At 35.6% G+C, this 20,588-nt stretch carries 21 protein-coding genes; 14 read left to right on the top strand and 7 right to left on the bottom strand.

Going from position 1 to position 20,588, the window contains the following annotated elements; translation table 11 throughout:
• A partial coding sequence (locus BBH99_RS22540; protein WP_165601958.1) for a DUF5522 domain-containing protein occupies positions 1 to 161 on the bottom strand: 161 nt, incomplete at its 3' end.
• Between the two features lie 40 nt (positions 162 to 201).
• Here BBH99_RS22540 and BBH99_RS17810 point away from each other — a divergent pair.
• Positions 202 to 528: a hypothetical protein gene (locus BBH99_RS17810; RefSeq protein WP_066698855.1), complete on the top strand. Its 327-nt coding sequence runs from the start codon at positions 202 to 204 to the stop codon at positions 526 to 528.
• A 403-nt stretch (positions 529 to 931) separates the two neighbouring features.
• On the opposite strand, the gene BBH99_RS17805 is transcribed toward BBH99_RS17810, so the two are convergent.
• Complete coding sequence (locus tag BBH99_RS17805; protein ID WP_066698853.1) at positions 932 to 1,600, bottom strand: hypothetical protein; 669 nt, start codon at positions 1,598 to 1,600, stop codon at positions 932 to 934.
• A gap of 65 nt (positions 1,601 to 1,665) precedes the next feature.
• Here BBH99_RS17805 and BBH99_RS17800 point away from each other — a divergent pair, with 65 nt between their 5' ends.
• The 3 genes from BBH99_RS17800 to hemL all read left to right on the top strand — a co-directional run bounded on the left by BBH99_RS17800 (position 1,666) and on the right by hemL (position 5,015).
• A complete protein-coding gene (locus BBH99_RS17800) occupies positions 1,666 to 2,574 on the top strand; it encodes a 1-aminocyclopropane-1-carboxylate deaminase/D-cysteine desulfhydrase (protein WP_066698851.1) in 909 nt (302 codons plus the stop codon).
• Positions 2,575 to 2,589: 15 nt separating this feature from the next.
• Complete coding sequence (locus tag BBH99_RS17795; protein ID WP_066698849.1) at positions 2,590 to 3,648, top strand: glucosaminidase domain-containing protein; 1,059 nt, start codon at positions 2,590 to 2,592, stop codon at positions 3,646 to 3,648.
• Positions 3,649 to 3,725: 77 nt separating this feature from the next.
• On the top strand, positions 3,726 to 5,015 hold the full coding sequence (gene hemL / locus BBH99_RS17790) for a glutamate-1-semialdehyde 2,1-aminomutase (RefSeq protein ID WP_066698864.1): 1,290 nt from the start codon (positions 3,726 to 3,728) through the stop codon (positions 5,013 to 5,015).
• 56 nt (positions 5,016 to 5,071) lie between these two features.
• Here the strand turns inward: hemL and BBH99_RS17785 are convergent, their stop codons facing one another.
• A complete protein-coding gene (locus BBH99_RS17785) occupies positions 5,072 to 5,425 on the bottom strand; it encodes a hypothetical protein (RefSeq protein WP_066698845.1) in 354 nt (117 codons plus the stop codon).
• Positions 5,426 to 5,478: 53 nt separating this feature from the next.
• Positions 5,479 to 5,832, bottom strand: coding sequence for a hypothetical protein (locus BBH99_RS17780; RefSeq protein WP_066698842.1), 354 nt, complete (start codon positions 5,830 to 5,832; stop codon positions 5,479 to 5,481).
• A gap of 257 nt (positions 5,833 to 6,089) precedes the next feature.
• Here BBH99_RS17780 and BBH99_RS17775 point away from each other — a divergent pair, with 257 nt between their 5' ends.
• From BBH99_RS17775 to BBH99_RS17760, 4 genes are all read left to right on the top strand, one after another.
• Complete coding sequence (locus BBH99_RS17775) at positions 6,090 to 7,424, top strand: amidohydrolase (protein ID WP_066698840.1); 1,335 nt, start codon at positions 6,090 to 6,092, stop codon at positions 7,422 to 7,424.
• Between the two features lie 12 nt (positions 7,425 to 7,436).
• A complete protein-coding gene (locus tag BBH99_RS17770) occupies positions 7,437 to 8,108 on the top strand; it encodes an ankyrin repeat domain-containing protein (protein WP_066698838.1) in 672 nt (223 codons plus the stop codon).
• 163 nt (positions 8,109 to 8,271) lie between these two features.
• On the top strand, positions 8,272 to 9,117 hold the full coding sequence (locus BBH99_RS17765; RefSeq protein ID WP_066698861.1) for a helix-turn-helix domain-containing protein: 846 nt from the start codon (positions 8,272 to 8,274) through the stop codon (positions 9,115 to 9,117).
• Positions 9,118 to 9,197: 80 nt separating this feature from the next.
• Positions 9,198 to 10,436: an amidohydrolase gene (locus BBH99_RS17760; protein WP_066698834.1), complete on the top strand. Its 1,239-nt coding sequence runs from the start codon at positions 9,198 to 9,200 to the stop codon at positions 10,434 to 10,436.
• 133 nt (positions 10,437 to 10,569) lie between these two features.
• Here BBH99_RS17760 and BBH99_RS17755 read toward each other — a convergent pair whose 3' ends face one another.
• On the bottom strand, positions 10,570 to 11,760 hold the full coding sequence (locus tag BBH99_RS17755) for a hypothetical protein (protein WP_066698822.1): 1,191 nt from the start codon (positions 11,758 to 11,760) through the stop codon (positions 10,570 to 10,572).
• A 34-nt stretch (positions 11,761 to 11,794) separates the two neighbouring features.
• Positions 11,795 to 14,431, bottom strand: coding sequence for a TonB-dependent receptor plug domain-containing protein (locus tag BBH99_RS17750; protein ID WP_066698820.1), 2,637 nt, complete (start codon positions 14,429 to 14,431; stop codon positions 11,795 to 11,797).
• Between the two features lie 200 nt (positions 14,432 to 14,631).
• Here BBH99_RS17750 and BBH99_RS17745 point away from each other — a divergent pair, with 200 nt between their 5' ends.
• From BBH99_RS17745 to BBH99_RS17720, 6 genes are all read left to right on the top strand, one after another.
• Entirely contained in the window at positions 14,632 to 15,309 is a 678-nt protein-coding gene (locus tag BBH99_RS17745) for a response regulator transcription factor (RefSeq protein ID WP_066698818.1), read from the top strand.
• 45 nt (positions 15,310 to 15,354) lie between these two features.
• A complete protein-coding gene (locus BBH99_RS17740) occupies positions 15,355 to 16,386 on the top strand; it encodes a sensor histidine kinase (protein ID WP_066698815.1) in 1,032 nt (343 codons plus the stop codon).
• Positions 16,387 to 16,520: 134 nt separating this feature from the next.
• Entirely contained in the window at positions 16,521 to 17,114 is a 594-nt protein-coding gene (locus BBH99_RS17735) for an IS1096 element passenger TnpR family protein (RefSeq protein WP_066698813.1), read from the top strand.
• A gap of 346 nt (positions 17,115 to 17,460) precedes the next feature.
• Positions 17,461 to 18,810, top strand: coding sequence for an alpha-amylase family glycosyl hydrolase (locus BBH99_RS17730; protein WP_066698811.1), 1,350 nt, complete (start codon positions 17,461 to 17,463; stop codon positions 18,808 to 18,810).
• Positions 18,811 to 18,963: 153 nt separating this feature from the next.
• Positions 18,964 to 19,404, top strand: a complete 441-nt coding sequence (locus BBH99_RS17725) for a hypothetical protein (protein ID WP_066698808.1) — start codon at positions 18,964 to 18,966, stop codon at positions 19,402 to 19,404.
• Positions 19,405 to 19,420: 16 nt separating this feature from the next.
• Positions 19,421 to 20,071: a hypothetical protein gene (locus BBH99_RS17720; protein ID WP_123873209.1), complete on the top strand. Its 651-nt coding sequence runs from the start codon at positions 19,421 to 19,423 to the stop codon at positions 20,069 to 20,071.
• 95 nt (positions 20,072 to 20,166) lie between these two features.
• On the opposite strand, the gene BBH99_RS17715 is transcribed toward BBH99_RS17720, so the two are convergent.
• Positions 20,167 to 20,588, bottom strand: a 422-nt coding sequence (locus tag BBH99_RS17715; protein WP_165601866.1) for an integrase core domain-containing protein, incomplete at its 5' end; no start/stop codon positions are given.

Genomic DNA, 20,588 nt, shown 5'->3' with positions numbered 1-20,588 from the left:
TTAATGAATGTATCAGTCTTTTTATCGTACCCATAAGGACAGTGTCTGCAGCCGCTTTTACAGCAATATCCCCTTTTCAGATGGAATTTCTCTGTAAAAACTTTATATCCCTGTTCATTGTAATAAAAGTCTTCACCTTCTTTGATGTCATAATGGGCCATAAGTTAAATGCAAGTCAAAAAACTTTTTATATTTGTTAGTATGATAATTGTATGCCAAAAGCCATTAAAAAAACTAAAAATTAATGGCATTGCTCTCTTTCCCTTTATCTTCATTAGGAAACCCGAAGATAAGGAAAATAATACACTTATCAATCACGAAAAGATCCATCTACGTCAACAGCTGGAGATGCTTGTCATATTTTTCTACATTTTCTATGTTATTGAATATTATTACTGGTTTTTCAAACTGAAAGACGGTTATAAAGCCTATATGAGAATCTCATTTGAAAGAGAAGCCTATGCCAATGAGCACAACCTGGATTATCTTGGAAAAAGAAAATTCTGGAGCTTCAGGAAATATTTGTAGAAAAGTAAAAAGTAAAAAGTTCTTGCCGTTGAATATCTTTTATCCATCGGATATCATGCAGCAGTTTTTTATCCTGATTTTAATTTTTAATTAGATTTTTATAGGATTAATAATAATTTGGATTTCTTCAGAATGACAAATATTGTTTGTATCATGTATTTTGAGAATCTGACTTCTTTTTGTCATTCCGAAGGAATCTCTATAAAACTATTAGTAACAATTTAAAGATACAAGATACTGTCGCTAAACAGCAATTATCCATATCGATCTTCACATCAATAGGGGGGCTTTAGCCCGCCCAATACATAAATTCCATTGGCTTTAGCCAAAACCTAAAATTAAACACAGTATTATAACTTAATCATCTGTGTAAATCACCTGCATCCGTAGTTTAAAAACATTTCTACTCATTCCATTCCTTATCAAAATCCTGCTGCGTCTTTTGAGGTGGAAAATATTGGTTGGGATTCCTGTTTATATCATAAGAGATAGCCTTGTTTATCATAATATTCAGATCCGGAATAATCCATTCAGGGGAACCTTTTCTTTCCACTCCGTTGGTGAAAATATGGGTAGCCTTGCCATCCTTCATCTCGACTTTCATCAGTAAACACGGTGAGGTATAACCTGAACAGGAATGACCTGTATAGATTTTTTCTGCAACATTTCCATCCTTGAATACAATTCTTAGTTCGAGATTATTTCTGGGTTGGGTGGATTTTACTCCGTAACGGGTTGAGCTCTCAATTGTTTTGATGGTTTTTAAATAATTGATCGTATTCTGTCTGCTTTCTGCAATATATCCAGGATACATGACGCTTTGAGTATGATTTTCAATTTCCTTTTCAATTTCTTTATTGAACATTCCGAACAGTTTTTCATTAGGTTTGTCAGGAATATCAAGTTCTGAATGGGCTGAAAACGGATTGCCCCAAAAGATATAAAATATAGCGGCCATGAAGGCTAGAATAATAACAGATATAAAAAATATAGATGGTTTTTTCATTCTCAGTTTCGTTTTAGCCAATTTAAAGAATAAAATGTTATCATTAAATACAAATGGATGTGTCATGATTTAAAAACTAAATCTTTTCCTACTTTTGTATTTATAAACCATGAGTAGCCTAAAAAACTAAAATGCTATTACAATTCCCTACAGAAGCTATTCCCATTCAGGAAATCCCGATACATAAAAATGTAAAACTCTATATCAAAAGAGAAGATCTTATCCATCCTCAGATTTCCGGTAATAAATACTGGAAGCTGTTTTATAATGTTAACCGTTATCTGGAAGGAAACCCGGAGAAACCTTATATCATTACGTTTGGAGGTGCTTTTTCCAATCATATTGCTGCAGTTTCTGCCGTAGGAAATCTGGCAGGTATTCCAACACTGGGAATTATAAGAGGAGAAGAGTTACAGCATAAATGGCGCGATAACCCCACTTTACTTTTTGCAAAAAGAAACGGAATGAACCTGAAATTTGTTACCCGTGAAGAGTATCGTCATAAAGAAAAACTGACGGAATTCCTGCAGCAGGAGTTTCCTGAAGCTCTGGTAGTGCCGGAAGGCGGTACCAATGAAAAGGCAGTGGAGGGAGTAAAAATGATGCTCAATGAGCATACCAAAGATTTTGACTATCTTTGCACCGCAGTTGGAACAGGAGGAACCATTGCCGGAATTTCAAAATTTTGTGAAGATAATCAGAAAGTTATAGGTTTTAAGGCCGTAGACGATGCTTCACTTGAAAATAAAATTTTTGAATTAACTTTGAAGCAGAATTTTAATCTAATAGATTCATGTTTTGGAGGTTATGGTAAAATAAGTGATGAAAATATCCGTTTTATCAATGATTTCAAAGAGAAATACGACATTCCTCTGGAACCGATTTATACAGGAAAGATGATGCAGAAGGTTTTTGAACTCATTGAAGAAGGTTACTTTCCTGAGAACAGCAGAATATTGTGCTTTCATACTGGTGGATTACAAGGAATTGAGGGAGCTAATCTGCTTTTGGAAAAACAGAATAGAAATTTAATTATATAAGTAAAATTGAAAAACATGAAAAGACTTTTCCTATCCATAAGCCTTTTAGTTTTATCAAAATTTTCTGCCCAGAGTTGGGCAACCGAAGATCAGTACATCCAGAAATTTGCTAAATATGCAGTAGAGGAAATGGAAAAATATAAAATTCCGGCTTCTATTACTCTTGCTCAGGGACTTCTTGAAACAGGAGGCGGGCAAAGCAGATTGGCACAGGAAGGTAAAAATCACTTCGGAATAAAATGTAAAGAAGACTGGACGGGTAAAACCATGAAACATACGGACGATGCTCCCAATGAATGTTTCCGTGTATATGACGATCCAAGACAGTCTTACGAAGACCATTCTATATTTTTATCCACCAGAAAATATTACGCCAATCTTTTCAATCTTGATATGAAGGATTACAAGGCATGGGCATATGGTTTGAAAAAAGCAGGATATGCCACCAATCCACGTTATGCTTCTATTCTGATCACTAAAATTGAAAAGTACAGATTATACGAATATGACAACACCAATTCTAATGAAGTGTTGTATGCTGTTCTTAAAATGTATCCGGATCTGAAAGACGACAGAACTTTCATGGCGCAGCTGGAATCTGGAAAGGCAACAAAGAAAGCCAAAGATCCGGTAACAGTAGAGGTTCCGTATAAACAAACCTCTTATGCGCAGCAGCAGAAAAGAGTAGAGAGAATCAAGACAAAAGCTGAGATACTGAACTCTATTCTTATCAAAAGTCATCCTAATGACGGGCTGAAATATATTGTCATTCCTGAAGATACTGATGTTAAATTCATTGCCAATAAATTCAAAGTGAGCGAAAGCCGCCTGATGAAATGGAACGAACTTGAAAGTGAAACATTGAAGAAAAATGACATCGTCTTTCTTGAATCTAAAAATTCCTCAGGAAATACAGCTACCTATAAAGCAATGTCAGGAGAAGACATGCATGCTATTGCCCAGAAATTCGGAATCAAGCTGCATAAATTATACGCTAAAAACAGAATGGATGAAGGACAACAGCCTTCTGCAGGACAGCTGATTTATCTGATTGATAAGAAACCACGAAACTAATTTAATTTTTTTGTTGAGAGTTTATTGTTGACATTTAACTGCCAACCCGCAACTGTCAACTAATGACAAATATATATATGAAGTATCAAAGAAGTTCGGCTTTGTTTGATGAAGCCTACAAATACATTCCGGGAGGAGTAAATTCTCCGGTAAGAGCATTCAAATCAGTGGGAGGGGTTCCTGTTTTTATGAAATCAGCAAAAGGTGCTTATCTTACTGATGCCGATGATAATACGTATATCGATTACATCAATTCATGGGGACCTGCTATTTTAGGGCACACTCATCCGGAAGTATTGGAGGAACTGAAAATTCAGGCAGAAAAAGGGTTCTCTTTCGGAGCTCCTACAGAACTGGAAACTGAAATTGCAAAATTCATCGTTGAAAACGTTCCGAATATCGATCAGATCAGAATGGTTTCTTCAGGAACAGAAGCATGTATGAGTGCGATCAGACTGGCTAGAGGATATACAGGAAGAGATAAGATTGTAAAATTTGAAGGGTGCTACCACGGGCATTCAGACTCATTCCTGATCAAAGCAGGAAGTGGAGCCGCTACTTTCGGAAATCCAAATTCTCCGGGAGTAACTGAAGGTACAGCAAAAGATACTTTATTGGCCCGTTACAATGATATTGAGCAGGTTGAAGATTTGTTCCGCCACAATCAGGGAGAAATTGCAGCGATCATCATTGAACCGGTTGCCGGAAATATGGGCTGTGTATTGCCTGAGAATGATTTCTTACAGAAATTAAGAAAGATCTGTGACGAAAACGGAGCTTTACTGATTTTTGATGAGGTAATGACCGGTTTCAGATTAGCATTCGGTGGGGCACAGGAACTTTTCAATGTAAAAGCTGATTTGGTAACGTACGGAAAAGTAATCGGAGGCGGACTTCCAGTGGGAGCTTTTGCTGGAAGAAACGAAATTATGGATCACCTGGCTCCAAAAGGCGGAGTATACCAGGCCGGAACATTAAGTGGAAATCCATTAGCGATGAGAGCGGGATTAAAAACCCTTCAGCTGATTAAAAACGATCCTGAATTCTTCAACAGATTAAGCAAAACAACACAAACTCTGGATCTTGAAATCGGAAAGATTTTAAATGAAAAAGGGATTGCTCATAAGATCAACAGAAAAGGTTCTATGATGTCTGTATTCTTCCATACCAACAGAGTTTCCAACTTTGACGAGGCACAGGAAGCAAACCATTCCCTGTTCAATAATTTCTTCCACCAGATGCTTCAGAATGGGGTGTATCTGCCGCCAAGCGGTTATGAAACGTATTTCATCAGTGATGCAATCAAGGAAAAAGAAATTGATATGACACTGGAAGCCGTTAGAAAATTTGAATATTCTAATCTATAAAAATAAGAAGAGACTGCTCAGAAAGGCAGTCTCTTTTTTTATCTGTATTCTATTGATTAAGCCAAACCATAGCAAAATAGGCACATCCATCGTCCTTCCTTATTGGCAGCATCAGCATCAAAGATATAAAGCCCTTTACTTTCAATATATTCTCGTTGACTTTGTTTGTCTCCTCCGGAAATATCATTAATATAGATGATGGCACCATCCTGCTCTGCACCATATAAAGTATTTCCTTTCTCTGTAAGTTCTGCACGGGTTAATCTTGGGGGAAGAAGCCCGTCAAGAGTCAGAATATCTTTTTTAGCAGTAACGTCCAGGGTTGCTTTTGGTGTTTCCGTATTAATTCCCGTTTGGGCAAATACAACCGATGATACAGCCACAGTAAAACAAATAATAATTTTTTTCATATTTTTTCAAAGGTACATTTAAAATTCAGTCTCTTTTTGTATTTGTAAGTTGATTAAAGAGGAGCGTAACAGTATATGCACATCCATCGTCCTTCATTATTGGCTGCTTCTGCATCAAAGATATAAAGGCCTTTACCTTCGATATATTCTCTTTGGCTTAGTTTGTCTCCTCCAACAATATCAGTAATATAGATGATAGCACCATCTTGTTCTGCTCCATATAAAGTATTCCCTTTCTCTGTAAGTTCTGCACGGGTTAGTCTTGGTGGCAGTAAACCTTCTATTACCACAGCATTTTTTTTTGCGGTAATGTCCAGGGTTGCTTTAGGATTGTCAGTATTGATACCTACTTGCGCAAATGCAAAGGATGCTGTACCTGCTAAAATCAAACTCATCAATTTCTTCATATATTTTTTTCTTACAAATATAAATTATACAGGAAAAATAAAGCTAAGATTTCATTGTGTGAAATGTATTAACAAGCTGATTTATGATTTAATAATAGGTCTATAAGATATTATTTTGGTGAGAAAATGATGGATAATATATTATTGTAGAAGTTTTTGTTACAATTATAAAAAAGTATAAATGATACAGATTTTGTAATAAACCGTACACTTTGTTCAGAACAGTTCTTTTTAATTTTGTCATAAATAGATTGGAAATGAAGACTTCAGACAATAATATGTCCCGCAAGGATTTTATCAGAAATTCAGCATTGGCAATGGCAGGATTAACCTTAATACCGAATATGATGGCAGCATCCCCTTTTTTGGATGAGAAAAATGTTTCAGCAAAAGGAAAACTGAGTCTTAAAAATGTTCGCTTAGAAACCGGTTTTGAATATGAAGAAGGAGAAGTTTCTGCCACAAAGACGGATCTGTTTTATGTAGAAATTGAAAATGGAAAAATTTCTAAAATTGCTCCTAATCAACCTGATGCAAAAGGTATTGATGCAAAAGGATTACTGATGCTTCCTGCATTCAAAGATATGCACATCCATTTAGATAAGACTTTTTACGGAGACAAATGGCAGGCTGTAAGAAAAAGAACCGGTGGTGTAAAAGGAATGATTGAGCTGGAGCAGAAAATGCTTCCTGAAATGCTGGAAAATTCAACCTTCAAGGCTGAAAAAATGATTGAATTGTTACAGTCAAAAGGGACGTCCTTTGCAAGAAGTCACGTGAATATCGAGCCTACTTCAAAATTGCAGTCATTAAAAAATTTACAAAAAGCTTTAGATCATAAAAAGAAAGGTTTCGGGGCAGAATTAGTGGCATTTCCACAGCATGGAGTCTTCTATACAGACTCAGCTCCTTATCTGAAAGAAGCAGCTAAAATGGATATTGATTTTATTGGTGGAGTAGATCCTTTTAATGTAGACGGTAATATTGAAAAAGTAATGGACTTCACTGTTCAGCTAGCTTTAGACCATAAAAAAGGAATAGACATTCACCTGCACGAAACCGGAGATTCCGGATTAAAAACGGTAGAATATCTGATTAATAAGGTGAATGAAAATCCAATATTGAAAGGAAAAACCTATCTAAGTCATTGTTTTATTCTGGCGAAACTGGATGAAAAAAAGCAGGAAGAAATTGCTGAAAAACTGGCGGATGCAAAGATCGGGATTGTCTCAACCATTCCTTTCGGAAGACTGATTATGCCGATTCCGACTTTATACAAACATAATGTAACGGTATTAACAGGAAATGACAGTATTGTAGACCATTGGAATACTTTCGGAACCGGAAGTGTACTTCAGAAAGCCAATTTAATGGCACAGTTGTATGGATATTCAACAGAGTATTTATTATCGAGAAGCTTAAAGCTGGCCACAGGAAATATTCTTCCGCTGGATGATAAAGGAACCCAGCAATGGCCTAAAACAGGTGATAATGCAGATTTTGTTTTATTGAATGCCAGCTGTTCTGCTGAAGCTGTATCAAGAATCTCCAATGTAGAATCATTGGTACATCAGGGAAATGTAGTTTTTTAAATTCAATCTGAAATGAAGAAAGTATTGGTATTTCTTTTGGCATTCAGAAGTCTGAGTGCCTGTCAGGAGAAATCCGGCGATTTTTCAACCCAAGAGATTATGCAGGAAAAAGACATCATCAACCTTGTAAAGAAAAATGATATTGCTGCTGTAAAATCTGCTCTGGAAAATGGCACGGATGTAAATACAAGGGACATAAAAGGACGTTCTTTACTCCTGATTGCAACTGTTGAGAAATTAACCGAAATGGCTAAACTATTGCTGGTTTATAAAGCAGATGTCAATCTTCAGGATGATCAGCTGGACAGTGCTTTTTTATATGCAGGAGCAAGCGGGCAAACAGAATTGGTGAAATTATACCTGGAAAATGGTGCACGCTTCGATGTTTTCAATCGTTACAACGGGACAGCATTGATCCCAGCTTGTGAGCGAGGACATGTAGAAACTGTAAAAGTGCTTGCGAAAACAAAAGGTTTCCCTGTTAACCATGTGAATAAATTAGGCTGGACAGCTTTAATGGAAGCCGTAATTCTTGGCAACGGAACTCAGAAATATCAGGAAATTGTACAGATTCTTAAAGATAATGGGGCAGATCTCACCATTCCGGATCATGCAGGTAAAACTCCTTTACAACATGCAGAATCATTAGGATTTAAAGAAATTGCCCTTATTCTGAAATCATAACAGAATGGAATCATAGACTAGAATTTCGCTTTAGAAAAGAATAAAATTTAGATATATAATTTAGTTGGTGTTTTTAGCCACAAAAGATCCATTTGTTTCTTTTGTGGCTATTTTAATTTTTTCTCTCATAAATTTTATTAATTTTAAGAGAAATTCAGGTAGCGTGAGTTATCATACAGATCATTTTCCCATTTTAGGAATTCAGGAGTTTAGCGAGAACCAGCTTAAGGGCTGTAATTTGCTGTTTAATGAGCTCTACGGGGCACGCTCTATTGATGATCCCCATAAACACGATTTTTTTATTATTAATCTTTTTGAGCATGGAGTAGGGTCCCATACTATAGATTTTACGAAATACGAGGTGAAAGATCACCAGATTCATCTTGTTTTTCCGGATCAGGTACATCAGTGGGTGATTGAAAAAGAAACAGTAGGCTACCAATTGATGATTAGCAGGGATTGGTTTGAAAGTTTTTTACCATCATTGAGGTTTTCGGCTTCCTATTATCAGAATCATCCTGTTATCAACCTTTCTGAAGAGGATTTTAAAATATTTTTATATGAATTTCAGTCCATTCAGAAAGAGCTAAGTAGTGAAAAAGTTTTTTGGGAACTGATTCAAAAGAGAAGTGAGCTGATTGGGTTATTGGTGAGTAAAACAATGGAAGGCGCATTCAAAGATTTTGAAGTATACCATTCAAACCCGATTATCTCTAAATTTTTACATCTGATTGATGAACATTTCAGAACCGAAAGATCTGTTTCCTTTTATGCTGATAAGCTGAACATCTCTGCCAATTATCTGAATATTGTCTGCAAAAAGAATCTCAATGCTTCCGCGTCATCTTTGATTCAGGACCGTATTTTACTGGAAGCGAAACGTCTTTTGAAAGTCTCGGACATGTCTGTAAAGGATATTGTGTATGACCTTGGATTTTATGATCATGCCAGTTTTTCAAAATTCTTTAAAATGCAAACGGGAATGACGCCTTCCCAATTCAAGGAATAATTTATACAAAACAAGACATAATTGATACACCGGTTTTCAGAAGAAGCCGGTGTAATTTTGTAGGGTTAAAATATTAAAACATGCAATTTCCCTATCAATTCACTGCAAAAGGAAACTATTCCCTTAAAAATGTACGCCTGGAAACGGGTTTTGAATATGAAAATGAAGAGGTTATCGGAACAAAAACAGACCTTTTCAGTATCGAGATTGAAAACGGAAAAATTAAATCGGTAAAAATCAATGATCCAGCTTCTAAAGCTATTGATGCCAAAGGATATCTGATGCTTCCTGCGTTTAGGGATATGCATATTCACCTGGATAAAACATTATATGGTCTTCCCTGGCAGGCACTTTCTCCCAAAAGAAAAAGCGTAAAGGATATGATCGCCTACGAACAGGAAATCATTCCTGAACTGTTAAAAACGTCGGTGGATAGGGCAGAACAGCTGATTAGTCTGTTACAGCATTACGGGACTCATTTTGCGAGAACCCACTTCAATATTGATCCTACTTCAGGATTAAAATCATTGGAGAATCTGGAGCAGGCTCTCCAAAATAAGAAAGATTCCTTTAACGCAGAATTGGTTGCATTCCCACAGCATGGTCTGTATTATACTGAATCAGCTCTCTTAATGAAAGAAGCTGCAAAATTGGAAAGTGTTGCTTTTATTGGCGGACTGGATCCTTTAAGCATTGATGGAAGTATTGAAAAAGTAATGGATTTTACAGTACAGCTGGCATTGGATCATCATAAAGGAATAGATATTCACCTGCATGAAGTAGGAGAGTCTGGAATGAAGACCATCAATTATCTGATTGATAAAGCCATTGAGAACCCTGCGCTTCAAGGAAAAACTTTTGTAAGTCATGCTTTTGCTTTAGCTCATCTTTCTCCAAAAGAGGCTGAGGAAATCTCAGAAAGGCTTGCAGCAGGAAAAGTAGGAATTGCTTCTTCCGTACCATTTAAAAAGACGATAATGCCGATCCCAACTTTAAAAAAGCATGGAGTAAACGTTTTGATCGGGAATGATAATGTACAGGATTTCTGGAGTACTTTCGGATCCGGAAGTATGTTGCAGAAAGCCAACCTGATTGCAGAACTGTATGGCTATGCCACTGAATTTGCTTTATCAAGAGCACTCCAGTTTGCAACTCAAAATATTCTTCCTTTGGATGATAAAGGAAATCAACAATGGCCAAAAGCGGGTGATGAAGCTGCTGTGGTTTTAGCAGATGCTTCATGTTCAGCAGAAGCCGTTTCCAGAATGTCTAAAATACAAGCCCTGATGCATAACGGGAATCTGTTCTGGAGAAATTAAATTGAATGTATATATATTTTTTATACACTTGTTTTTTGTGAATCAGCCACCGGAGTTTTCCGGTGGTTGTTTTTGTATAACAAAAAACCATCAGAATTTCTGATGGTTTTTTTGTTTGAAATGAAGAAACTAGTTATTGTAAAGCTGCTAAAAGGTTTACTCCGTCTACGGTAGCCCATGCTCCCGGTACCAGAGATACTTTTGAAACAGTTGCATTCGTGAATGTTTTTGCACTTGCTGGAGTGTAGGCATATCCCCAGACTCCTAAGTTATCAGAGTTTACATAAGTAAGAGGTTCTACTTTTATTTTTCCGGTATTTACCTGGCTTGTTTCTGTAGCTAATTCTTGGATAAGAACAGCATAAGCTTTTTGTGAACCAATATTTTTATATCCGCTGATATATACATTAGAGAAAATACCAGTACCTTGTTTTTTAAATTGGATAGCAGAAATTTCAGGAGAGTTCGGAGTTTCAGGATTGGTATTAGCATCTCTGATTAAAGTGATGTTAGAAATTTTGGGAGCTGTATTATCTACGTTACCTGAAGATTCAATTTCCATTCCGAAGTTACCCGTTCCTGTTTGGAATGCATACCAGTTGGTGTTATCCTGACCGCTCCATGCATCCTGCCAGTCAAAAGCATCGTCATAGTTACCATAAGAAACAAGATTTTTTGCACTTACGGTACCTCCAAAGAATTCATATCCGTCATCAGTTCCTTTGTAAGTAACAAGGTTCTCTAATACAGTTCCAGTTCCTACTGCATAGAATGTCATAGAATTGGTTTCAGAAGTACCATCTCCAATTTTTTTACCGGCATATTCTACACGTACAAACTTCATTACTCCAGAATTAGATGCGGCATCACTTCCTCCATATTTAACGTTGTTACCATCTTCAGATAAAGCCGAAGTGTTTCCGTTTACAGCTTTAATAGGTGCATTTCCATACAATGTAATACCCCCCCAGTCACCAGGCATTTTTGTTGCTGTTGTAAATACAATTGGTTCAGCAGCTGTACCTACAGCATTGATTTTACCATCCTGAAGAACGACTAATCCACTCGTAACAGAACTGTCTACAGTGAAAGTAGCTCCGGCTTCAATAGTAAGTGTTGCTCCGTTCATAACTTTTACAACACCTTTTAATTTATAATTTCCTTTTTTGAATACGGTATCTTTACTGATGATCCCCTCTAAATCGGTTACACCAGGAGTAACAACTGTTTCACCAAGACCATCATTTACCTCTATGGTACATGAGTTTAGAGATAATGTTAAAACTGCTGTTAATGATAATAATGATAATACTCTTCTTTTCATTTTATACTTTTTTTACTTTATTAAATTTGATTTTTTAGAATGTATAACCTACTGTAAGATTAAATGTAACTCCTCTGTAATAGTTGATAAGTGTATTGTTGCCTTCTTCCAATTGAAGTGGTACATAGTTTTTATCACCAAGTAGAATTCTGTATTTGTTATTAAGAATGTTTTGAACACCTAATTTCAAATTCCAATTCTTTGTCAATTGGTTTTGATAAACAAAATCTAACTGATGGAAAGGTTTTTCATAATAGTTATCTGTACCGGCTCCTCCTGTTGCATAAATTTTACTTCCTGAAACATTATATACTAAAGAGAATGTTTGTGAAAGATTATTACGATTTTTAAATTCATACTTTAAATCAGCATTGATGGTGTACGGGGCAGCTCCCTGTAACCCTCTTTTACGTAATTTTTCTCCTGTGGTTTGAAACCATGTAGGTTCTTCCATCTTAAGTTGTTCCTGACTTCTTTCTACGTTAGAATACATGAAAGTAGCATTAGCTCCTAAAGTAAATTTATTTAAAGCTTCAGAAATTCTGCCCAAGCTGAAAATCCCTTCAAGCTCTATTCCATATATGTCTGCTTTCTTAGCATTGAAGAATGTTATTGTAGATCCTGTAGCATCTCCTGACGCTACTAATGAACGTTCAATAGCATTTTTAATATGTTTGGCAAAAAGATTTACTGCAAACATTTCTTTGTTGGTAGGAAAATATTCCCATTTTAAATCAAAATTATAGTTTTCACTATTTTGTATATTTTCATTACCTACAATATTTACGTTATCCGGGCTGATGTATTTAATAGGCATCGTTTCAATAAGTATTGGCCTTGTAACGGTTTTACTAAATGAAAATCTTACATTGTTTTTAGTATCAATTGCCTTTTTGATGGAAAGTGAAGGTAAAATAAAATCTTTGACTTTTTCTACATTCGTTTTATATTTAGCACTTTGCTCAGAATAACGGATAAGAGTCATATCATGCTCATATCGTGCTCCTAATAAGATATCCCAAGAATCATTTGGCTTTAAATTAACATTGGCATAACCAGCATTAATAATCTGATAGAAACTATTAAAGAATTGTGAAATATCAGATCCTTCCTGATAAAATAAATCTCCTTTTCTTATAGAGGTATCAAATAAGTCTTGTGGTTTATCTATATTGGTTACAAAACTTGGATTGAAATCATGTGCACGGCGACCAAAAATAAATCGGTAAGAGGTTTTTCTAAAATCTGTAAATCCATTATATCCTGCCGTAATTTGTATTGGATAATCTTTTCTGTCTCCTTTTTCACCCAAAAACAATTGGTATTCGGCATATGCAGAACCATAGAACCTTGAGTTTACATCAAGGTATTGTCTGATAAGGTTGTTACCACCATAACTCATCAATACCTGTCCATCAGGAAGCATTTTACCATTATTGTCGGCCCTGTTTCCATCTAAAATTTTACGATCTGGTTGACTGTAATTATTGATTACATAGCTAATACCACCTTTCAGTTGATGTCTGTCTGTGATTTTTTGAGATGCAGTAAGTTGTAAGTCTAAAAACCTTGAAATATCTAATTGATTGGTTCTGAAGAAACCAGTATCTTTATTTTGAACCTGCTGATCCTTATACCCAAAATTATCTTCAATGATATTATTGGTGTTTTGTAGGTAAATAGCATTTAAATTAACATTTGTACTTTTATTTTTATAAGCTAGCCCTAACAAAACTGAAGACTCTGTTTCATAGTTATATTGCTTTCGGGTAAGGAAGTTCATGTTAACAATAGAAGTCTCCAATGCTCTATATTGATTATTATCTCCTTCTTTGTAACTAAACTTGGTACCTTGATTTAAGGAAAACAAAACTCCTAAATTCCCTGTTTCACCAGCTTTAATTTTCTGTACAGTTGTAAACCCAATGCTTGTATTAGGCATTGCTTTTACATTATCTACATTCCATGAATCTTTAAAAGAATTTATTGATTCATTAGCTGTGAATCTATAGTTATTAGGTCTTGCATTTCTAATCTCATTTGGAAGTCTTCTATCTCTGGAATTCAACCCAAGATATCCAGTCATCCCATCAGCACCCTCAGCCACTTTAAAGTTATCTCTGAAAGTACTCAAAGTATTTACTCCTACACTGAATTCTACCTTTGTGAATGGCTTATCAATGGTAAGCGTTTCAATATCAAAAGTTGCTCCAGCAAAATCTCCGTAAAGGTTGGAGTTGAAAGTCTTGTAGATGTTCAGTTTACCTACAACATCCGTTGGAAACTGCTTTAATGCAATAATTTTCTGGAAAGGGTTGTTGGATGGTGAACCAAGACCGTTAATTAATAAATAGTTGTATCGCTCTTCAAGACCCCTTACGAAAAGACCTCTTCCTTCTACCGTAGTGATCCCCGTTACCTTCGTAAGCCCTTGCTCTACATTGGAGATCCCTTTTCTGGAAATCTCTTCAGCACTTACAGCCTGTTTCTGAATAATCGCTTTCTTCTGTTCTCCTAATACTGCAGTTTCCGTTTTTTTGTTGCTGCTTCCTTGGATTACTACGCCTTCAATTTTTTTCTCCTTCGCTAATGTATCCTGCTTCGTTTCCTGCGCGTAGAATACAGATCCGGATAAAAATAAGACTGCAATGCTAAGTTTATTAATTTTCATTCTCTTTACTTGTCTTTATTACTAGATTTCTTTCGGTGCAAAGGAATAAAAGATTGATGGGGTAAATGGTTTAGTAAAATTTAATTTTTTTTTAACTAAACATTAATAAAAAGGTATTATTGTTAACTTTATATGAACGATAACTAATTTGTTAATCTATCATTCAAAAATGATTAACTTTGAAACAGTAAAAATTTGAAATGAGTCAAAAGAAAATACTCTTAATAGACGACGAACTGGACATTTTAGAGATTCTGTCTTATAACCTGGAAAAGGAAGGATATGATATCTATACCGCTACCAACGGTAATGAAGGAATAGAAAAAGCAAAGGAAATTATTCCGGATCTTATTCTGCTGGATGTAATGATGCCTGAAAAAGATGGTATTGAAACCTGTCAGGAACTTCGTAAAGTAAAAGAACTTCAAAAGACATTGATTGTTTTTCTTTCTGCAAGAAGCGAAGAATTCTCCCAGCTTGCAGGATTCCAGGCAGGAGCCAACGACTATGTGGTAAAGCTTATTAAACCGAAAATCCTGATCTCTAAAGTAAATGCATTACTACAACTAACCTCTCAGGTTTCTGATAATGCTAAATTAATCGAAATTGGTGACCTTGTTATAGATAAAGATAACTTCAGAGTTTCCAAAAGCGGACAGCAGTTTCTCCTTCCTAAAAAAGAATTTGACTTACTTTATCTTCTGGCTTCCAATACTGAAAAAGTATTCAAAAGAGAAGAAATTCTTGAAAAAGTCTGGGGTAATGACGTTATTGTAGGAGAAAGAACTATTGACGTTCACATCAGAAGATTAAGAGAAAAGTTAGGAATTAATACAATTCAGACCTTAAAAGGAATTGGGTATAAACTTATTGTTTAACCCTTAAAAACCTTACTTTACGTACAATTTTAAAACGTTGTAAAATTGAAATTTTACAGACTTACGCTTGTCGCCTCCTGTCTGTTGACATTGGTGATGCTGTTTTTAGTGGTCGTTTTCGATTCACTTAAAGATATTTATTATGAGACCCCTTTATTTAAGACGGGTCTTTTAATCTGTATTGTCCTTATCTTCATTATCAACTGTGTTGTATTGGAACTCCTTTTCAATTACTATGGAAGAAAGCAGGTGAAGGGACTTTCCGGGATTCTTCCTCAGGAAATGGTTCATGATAACGATGAAAATATAACCATCAAAGAACTCGGAGAAAGATTTTCAGACCTTAATCAGCAGAGAGCTACCGAAATTGATATGATGAAGGAAATGGAAAGCTATCGTAAAGAATATATTGGTAACGTTTCCCATGAGCTTAAAACACCATTATTTTCTATACAAGGCTACGTTGAGACTTTAAGAGATGGAGGAGTAGATAATCTTACCATTCGGGATAAATATCTAGAGCGAATTGATAAATCTGTAGAAAGGCTTATTGCCATCGTTACAGATCTTGATATGATCAACAGGCTTGAAGCCGGAGAGATTAACCTTACCGTTTCCAGATTTGATGTCAATCTTCTGATCAAGGAAATTTTTGATCTTCTTGAATTTGAAGCTGAAAAACATAATACCACATTACAGATCCAGACCTTACATCCACAGATTTTTGTAGAAGCCGATAAACAAAAGATTTCCCAGGTCTTTATCAATCTTATTTCCAATGCCATTCACTATGCCAACAGACAGGAAGCAAAAGTGATTGTTAAAACCAGTATTTTAAAAAATAAAGTATTGATTGAAGTTATTGACAATGGAATGGGAATCAAATCTGAAATCCTTCCAAGAATCTTCGAACGTTTTTACCGTGTGGAAACCAGCAGAAGCAGAAGGGAAGGCGGTTCTGGATTAGGACTTGCCATTGTAAAGCATATCCTTGAGGCTCATAACGAAAACATTACCGTAGAAAGCGTTTATCTTGAAGGAACGAAATTCAGTTTTATGCTCGAAAAAAGTAAATAATTCCGGCAAAATGTAAGAAAAAAAAATATTTTAAAAAATCCTGAAATATTTTTTTGTCACATGTCATTTATTATATATTTGCACCAGAGATTTATCATAATTATAAAGGCAAAAAAGTAATTTAAGAAACTGATATGGTTTACAAAATCCGCGTAATATTAGATGCGAAAGAGGATATTTTCCGTGATGTTGAAGTTAAGGGAAAACAAACGTTATGGAACTTACATTTAGGAATTAAAAGTGCATTCAGTCTGCAGGGAGATGAGCTTTCTACTTTTAATCTGTTGGAAGATGACGGAACGATCGTAAAAAGTGTCCCATTGGAAGATATGAGTGATGATGGTGATGGCGAGATCATGTCAGATGTTTACATTGATGAGGCTTTTGAAAATGTAGGTGACAAAGCACAGTTCCAGTACGGGCTTCTTGATCTTTGGGAATTCTTCTGTGAGCTTGTAGAAGTGATTGAGGAAACAAAAGGAGTAAACTACCCGATCACAGTATACCGATTTGGAAATGTTCCATTGAAGGCTCCCAGCAAAAACGGAAATTCAGGAGGGAAGAAGAAATCAGCATTGCCGTTGGTAGATGATGAGTTCGGTTTTGATGATGATTTCGTTGCAGGAGGAAATTTTGTAGATGAAGACGACAGTTTCGATGACGAGGAAGAAGAAGACTACAACGATGACGTCTTTGATGATGAAGATGACAACGATGACGAAAGATAAGATGTAGATATAAAAAATTAGAGCCCCGGATTTTTAGTCCGGGGCTTTTTTATTGAAAACTCAAACAGCTTGAATGAAACTAGCCATATCAAGATACACAGTTACACATCAGCTTAGAAAGAATCAATGAAATTGATTCCACCCTTTGCTCCCTAAAAATAGAACAGAAAGCTATTAAAAACTTTGCGTCAAATTAAAATAACTCGTTTTCTACTTCTTCAAATCACTTTAATCCATTATTCACAAAGTTTTTATGATTTGTATTATTTCAAAAATAGCACCTGTAATTTTCCATTTCACCCCCTTTCCCTGAAAAACAATCCTTATTTTTGTTAAAAATAGATTAATGAAGAAATTAATTTTATTAGCCGTAATTGGTCTGGGAATTGTTTCCTGTACCACTCAAAAAAATACAAAGAGGATGACAGAACTGCCAAAAGAATGGAAACACAACACTAATATCTACGAAGTAAATATCAGACAATATACTCAGGAAGGGACTTTTAAAGCATTTGCCAAAGAAATGCCGCGCCTGAAAGCCATGGGAGTGAAAACCCTTTGGTTTATGCCCATTACTCCAATTGCCCAGCAAAATAAAAAAGGAAGTCTCGGAAGCCCTTATGCAGCCGCAGATTATACTTCAATTAACCCGGAATTCGGGACTATGGAAGATTTTAAAGCAATGGTGAATGAAGCCCATAGACTTGGGTTTAAAGTGATCATCGACTGGGTGGCCAATCACACAGGTTGGGATCATGTCTGGACCAAAACACATCCTGAATTTTACCTGAAAGATCCTGACGGAAAATTTCATATCGCTTCCGGAATGGATGATATTATCGAGCTGGATTATAAAAATCAGGAAATGCGTCAGGCTATGATTGATGCTATGAAATTCTGGGTGACGGAAACTGACATTGATGGTTTCAGATGTGACCTGGCTTCATGGGTAGAAGTAGATTTCTGGGAACAGGCACGTCCGGAAGTGGAGAAAGTAAAGCCACTTTTCTGGCTAGGAGAATTTGATGAATTGGAAAGTCCGGAGTATGGAAAAGTTTTCGATGCCAGTTATTCCTGGAAATGGATGCATAAATCCGCAGATTATTACAAAAAGAACGAGCCGCTTCAGGAGCTGAAGGATTTATTGGTTCAGTATTCCAATATCGGAGACCAGTCGATGAGAGCCTGGTTTACTGCTAATCATGATGAAAATTCATGGAACGGTACAGAATATGAAAAATATGCAGTCATTGCAAAGCCTATGGCTGTATTTTCAGCTACATGGAATGGGGTTCCGTTATTGTATTCAGGTCAGGAGCTTCCAAATATGAAGAGGCTTGAATTTTTTGAGAAAGACCCGATTAAATGGACCAAAACCTATCAGGTTGCCGATTTCTATAAAACATTACTGGATCTGAAATCTTTCAATCCTGCTTTAAGAGGCGGTGACCCGAATGTAACCACTTATTTGCTAAATACAACAGCGAATGACAAGATCCTTGCTTATGTAAGAAAAAATGGAAAAGACGAAGTGCTGGTTGTTTTAAATATGTCCAAAGAACCTGTGAACTTTACTATTGAAGACGGAAATCTATCCGGAACTTTCAGAAATGTTTTTGAAAAAACAAAAAGAAACTTCGATGAAAACAAAGATTTCAATTTCAAGGTTTCAGACTATGCTGTATTTGAAAAATAAAATCTAGCTCTATTGAAGTTCTGGCTGAGACTATAACCCTCAACCGTTATTTCTTAGATAGCATTAAATTCCCCTCCTCTGGAGGGGTGTCAAAATCTTAAATTTTGGCAGGGTGGCTTCCCCCATCCACCATAAAACTATTCCAAAACTACAATGAACAAACAGGAAATAATAAACATCATTAAAGCCAAAATAACAGATAAAATCCAGTATTTTGAAAATCTGATCGCGGAAACCCGTGCTTCCAATAATGATACGAAAAGCTCAATGGGAGATAAGTACGAAACCGGAAGAGAAATGCTTCAGCAGGAAATCAATAATTTACAGAGGCAGCTTAATGAAGTATTGAACCAACAGGGTGTTTTGCAAAAAATAACAGCGGATTCATCAGAGAAAGTTCAGAACGGAGCTTTGGTGAAAACCAATAAAGGAGTATTCTATGTTTCTGCTTCTATGGGAGAAATTCTTTTTGAAAACCAGAAGATTATGACGGTGTCTGCCGAATCGCCTTTAGTAAAAGCAATGTTTGGCAAGAAAATGGGAGAGACATTTACCATCAACAATATCACTCAGGATATTGAACAAATTTGGTAAATCAATCTTTAATAATATGAAATTTAAAAATTTACTTCTGCTTGCCTTTTTATTGGGCAGTTTGGTCATCAATGCACAGGTTCGTGCTACAGTTTCCTCAAGAACATATGATTTGGAAACAGTAAAACTGACGGTAGACGGTTTTGTAATTACTCTGAATGCTGACGGATCAATTTCTGATTTTAATGCACCTGATCTCAATGGTAAGCTTGAATATTATGATAATCAGGTCTTTGATAAAGCTAAATATGGTAAGCTTAAAAGCATAGGAAATGTAAAAATAGACTATTGGGATGATTCCGCATTTACAAGTGAAAAAGCAGGTAAACTGAAAAGTATTGGGAATATTTCTGTAGACTATTGGGAAGATTCTGCCTTTACCAGGGAAAAAGCAGGCAAGGTAAAGAAAATAGGAAACCTTAACGTAGATTACTGGTCAAATGATGTTATTGATAACAGCAGATTAGGAAAATTAAAAACGATAGGGGATATTTCCATTGATTATGGAACAAAAGATATTATTGATGAAAGCAAGTTTCAGAAACTTACAAAATTTGGTCCGGTAAGACTGGATTATTCAAATGATAAATTCATTGATAAAAACAGATATGGACAGCTGAAATCAATCAGTGGAAACAGTGAAAAAATTAGTGTTTCTGTATTATAATCTTTCTTTTCCCTTAATAGGCTGAAGGTGTAGGATATACACCTTTTTAATAGAAAACAGATATACTGAGTCGTCCTAAAATAGGTTGACATAAATTAAACAATATTTGATCCGGAGAGATGTTTTATTTCTTCGGATTTTTTATGCACTTTATCTGGAGTTTGCATATTAAGGCTTAAATGTGGTCTTTTAGTATTATAAAGATAAATACTTTCTTTTACTAATGAGCTTAGATCTTTCATATTCTTTGTTCTATAAAAAAGGAATTCTTGTTTCAATATTCCATTAATCCTTTCTGCCAGTGCATTTTGATAGCAATCATAACCATCAGTCATTGACGGTTTGATTTCATTCTTATTCAGTATTTTCTGGTAGTAACCAGAGCAATATTGCAAACCTCTGTCTGAATGATGGATTAATGGATCACTTGAACTTCTATTTTTTATTGCCATTTTTAAAGCTTTTGCAACATTTTCAGTGTTCATATTTGAACTTAATGAATATCCCATTATCTTTC

The organism is Chryseobacterium contaminans (assembly GCF_001684955.1).
GTDB lineage: Bacteria > Bacteroidota > Bacteroidia > Flavobacteriales > Weeksellaceae > Chryseobacterium > Chryseobacterium contaminans.
Note: the sequence above shows the minus strand (reverse complement) of the source record. Positions and strands in the feature narration are given on the sequence as shown.

Bases quoted from the DNA above. Each gene is read 5' to 3' on its own strand.
- BBH99_RS17810 (WP_066698855.1), top strand. From the start codon at position 202: ATGATAATTGTATGCCAAAAGCCATTAAAAAAACTAAAAATTAATGGC.
- BBH99_RS17805 (WP_066698853.1), bottom strand. From the start codon at position 1,600: ATGACACATCCATTTGTATTTAATGATAACATTTTATTCTTTAAATTG.
- BBH99_RS17800 (WP_066698851.1), top strand. From the start codon at position 1,666: ATGCTATTACAATTCCCTACAGAAGCTATTCCCATTCAGGAAATCCCG.
- BBH99_RS17795 (WP_066698849.1), top strand. From the start codon at position 2,590: ATGAAAAGACTTTTCCTATCCATAAGCCTTTTAGTTTTATCAAAATTT.
- hemL (WP_066698864.1), top strand. From the start codon at position 3,726: ATGAAGTATCAAAGAAGTTCGGCTTTGTTTGATGAAGCCTACAAATAC.
- BBH99_RS17785 (WP_066698845.1), bottom strand. From the start codon at position 5,425: ATGAAAAAAATTATTATTTGTTTTACTGTGGCTGTATCATCGGTTGTA.
- BBH99_RS17780 (WP_066698842.1), bottom strand. From the start codon at position 5,832: ATGAAGAAATTGATGAGTTTGATTTTAGCAGGTACAGCATCCTTTGCA.
- BBH99_RS17775 (WP_066698840.1), top strand. From the start codon at position 6,090: ATGAAGACTTCAGACAATAATATGTCCCGCAAGGATTTTATCAGAAAT.
- BBH99_RS17770 (WP_066698838.1), top strand. From the start codon at position 7,437: ATGAAGAAAGTATTGGTATTTCTTTTGGCATTCAGAAGTCTGAGTGCC.
- BBH99_RS17760 (WP_066698834.1), top strand. From the start codon at position 9,198: ATGCAATTTCCCTATCAATTCACTGCAAAAGGAAACTATTCCCTTAAA.
- BBH99_RS17755 (WP_066698822.1), bottom strand. From the start codon at position 11,760: ATGAAAAGAAGAGTATTATCATTATTATCATTAACAGCAGTTTTAACA.
- BBH99_RS17750 (WP_066698820.1), bottom strand. From the start codon at position 14,431: ATGAAAATTAATAAACTTAGCATTGCAGTCTTATTTTTATCCGGATCT.
- BBH99_RS17745 (WP_066698818.1), top strand. From the start codon at position 14,632: ATGAGTCAAAAGAAAATACTCTTAATAGACGACGAACTGGACATTTTA.
- BBH99_RS17735 (WP_066698813.1), top strand. From the start codon at position 16,521: ATGGTTTACAAAATCCGCGTAATATTAGATGCGAAAGAGGATATTTTC.
- BBH99_RS17730 (WP_066698811.1), top strand. From the start codon at position 17,461: ATGAAGAAATTAATTTTATTAGCCGTAATTGGTCTGGGAATTGTTTCC.
- BBH99_RS17725 (WP_066698808.1), top strand. From the start codon at position 18,964: ATGAACAAACAGGAAATAATAAACATCATTAAAGCCAAAATAACAGAT.
- BBH99_RS17720 (WP_123873209.1), top strand. From the start codon at position 19,421: ATGAAATTTAAAAATTTACTTCTGCTTGCCTTTTTATTGGGCAGTTTG.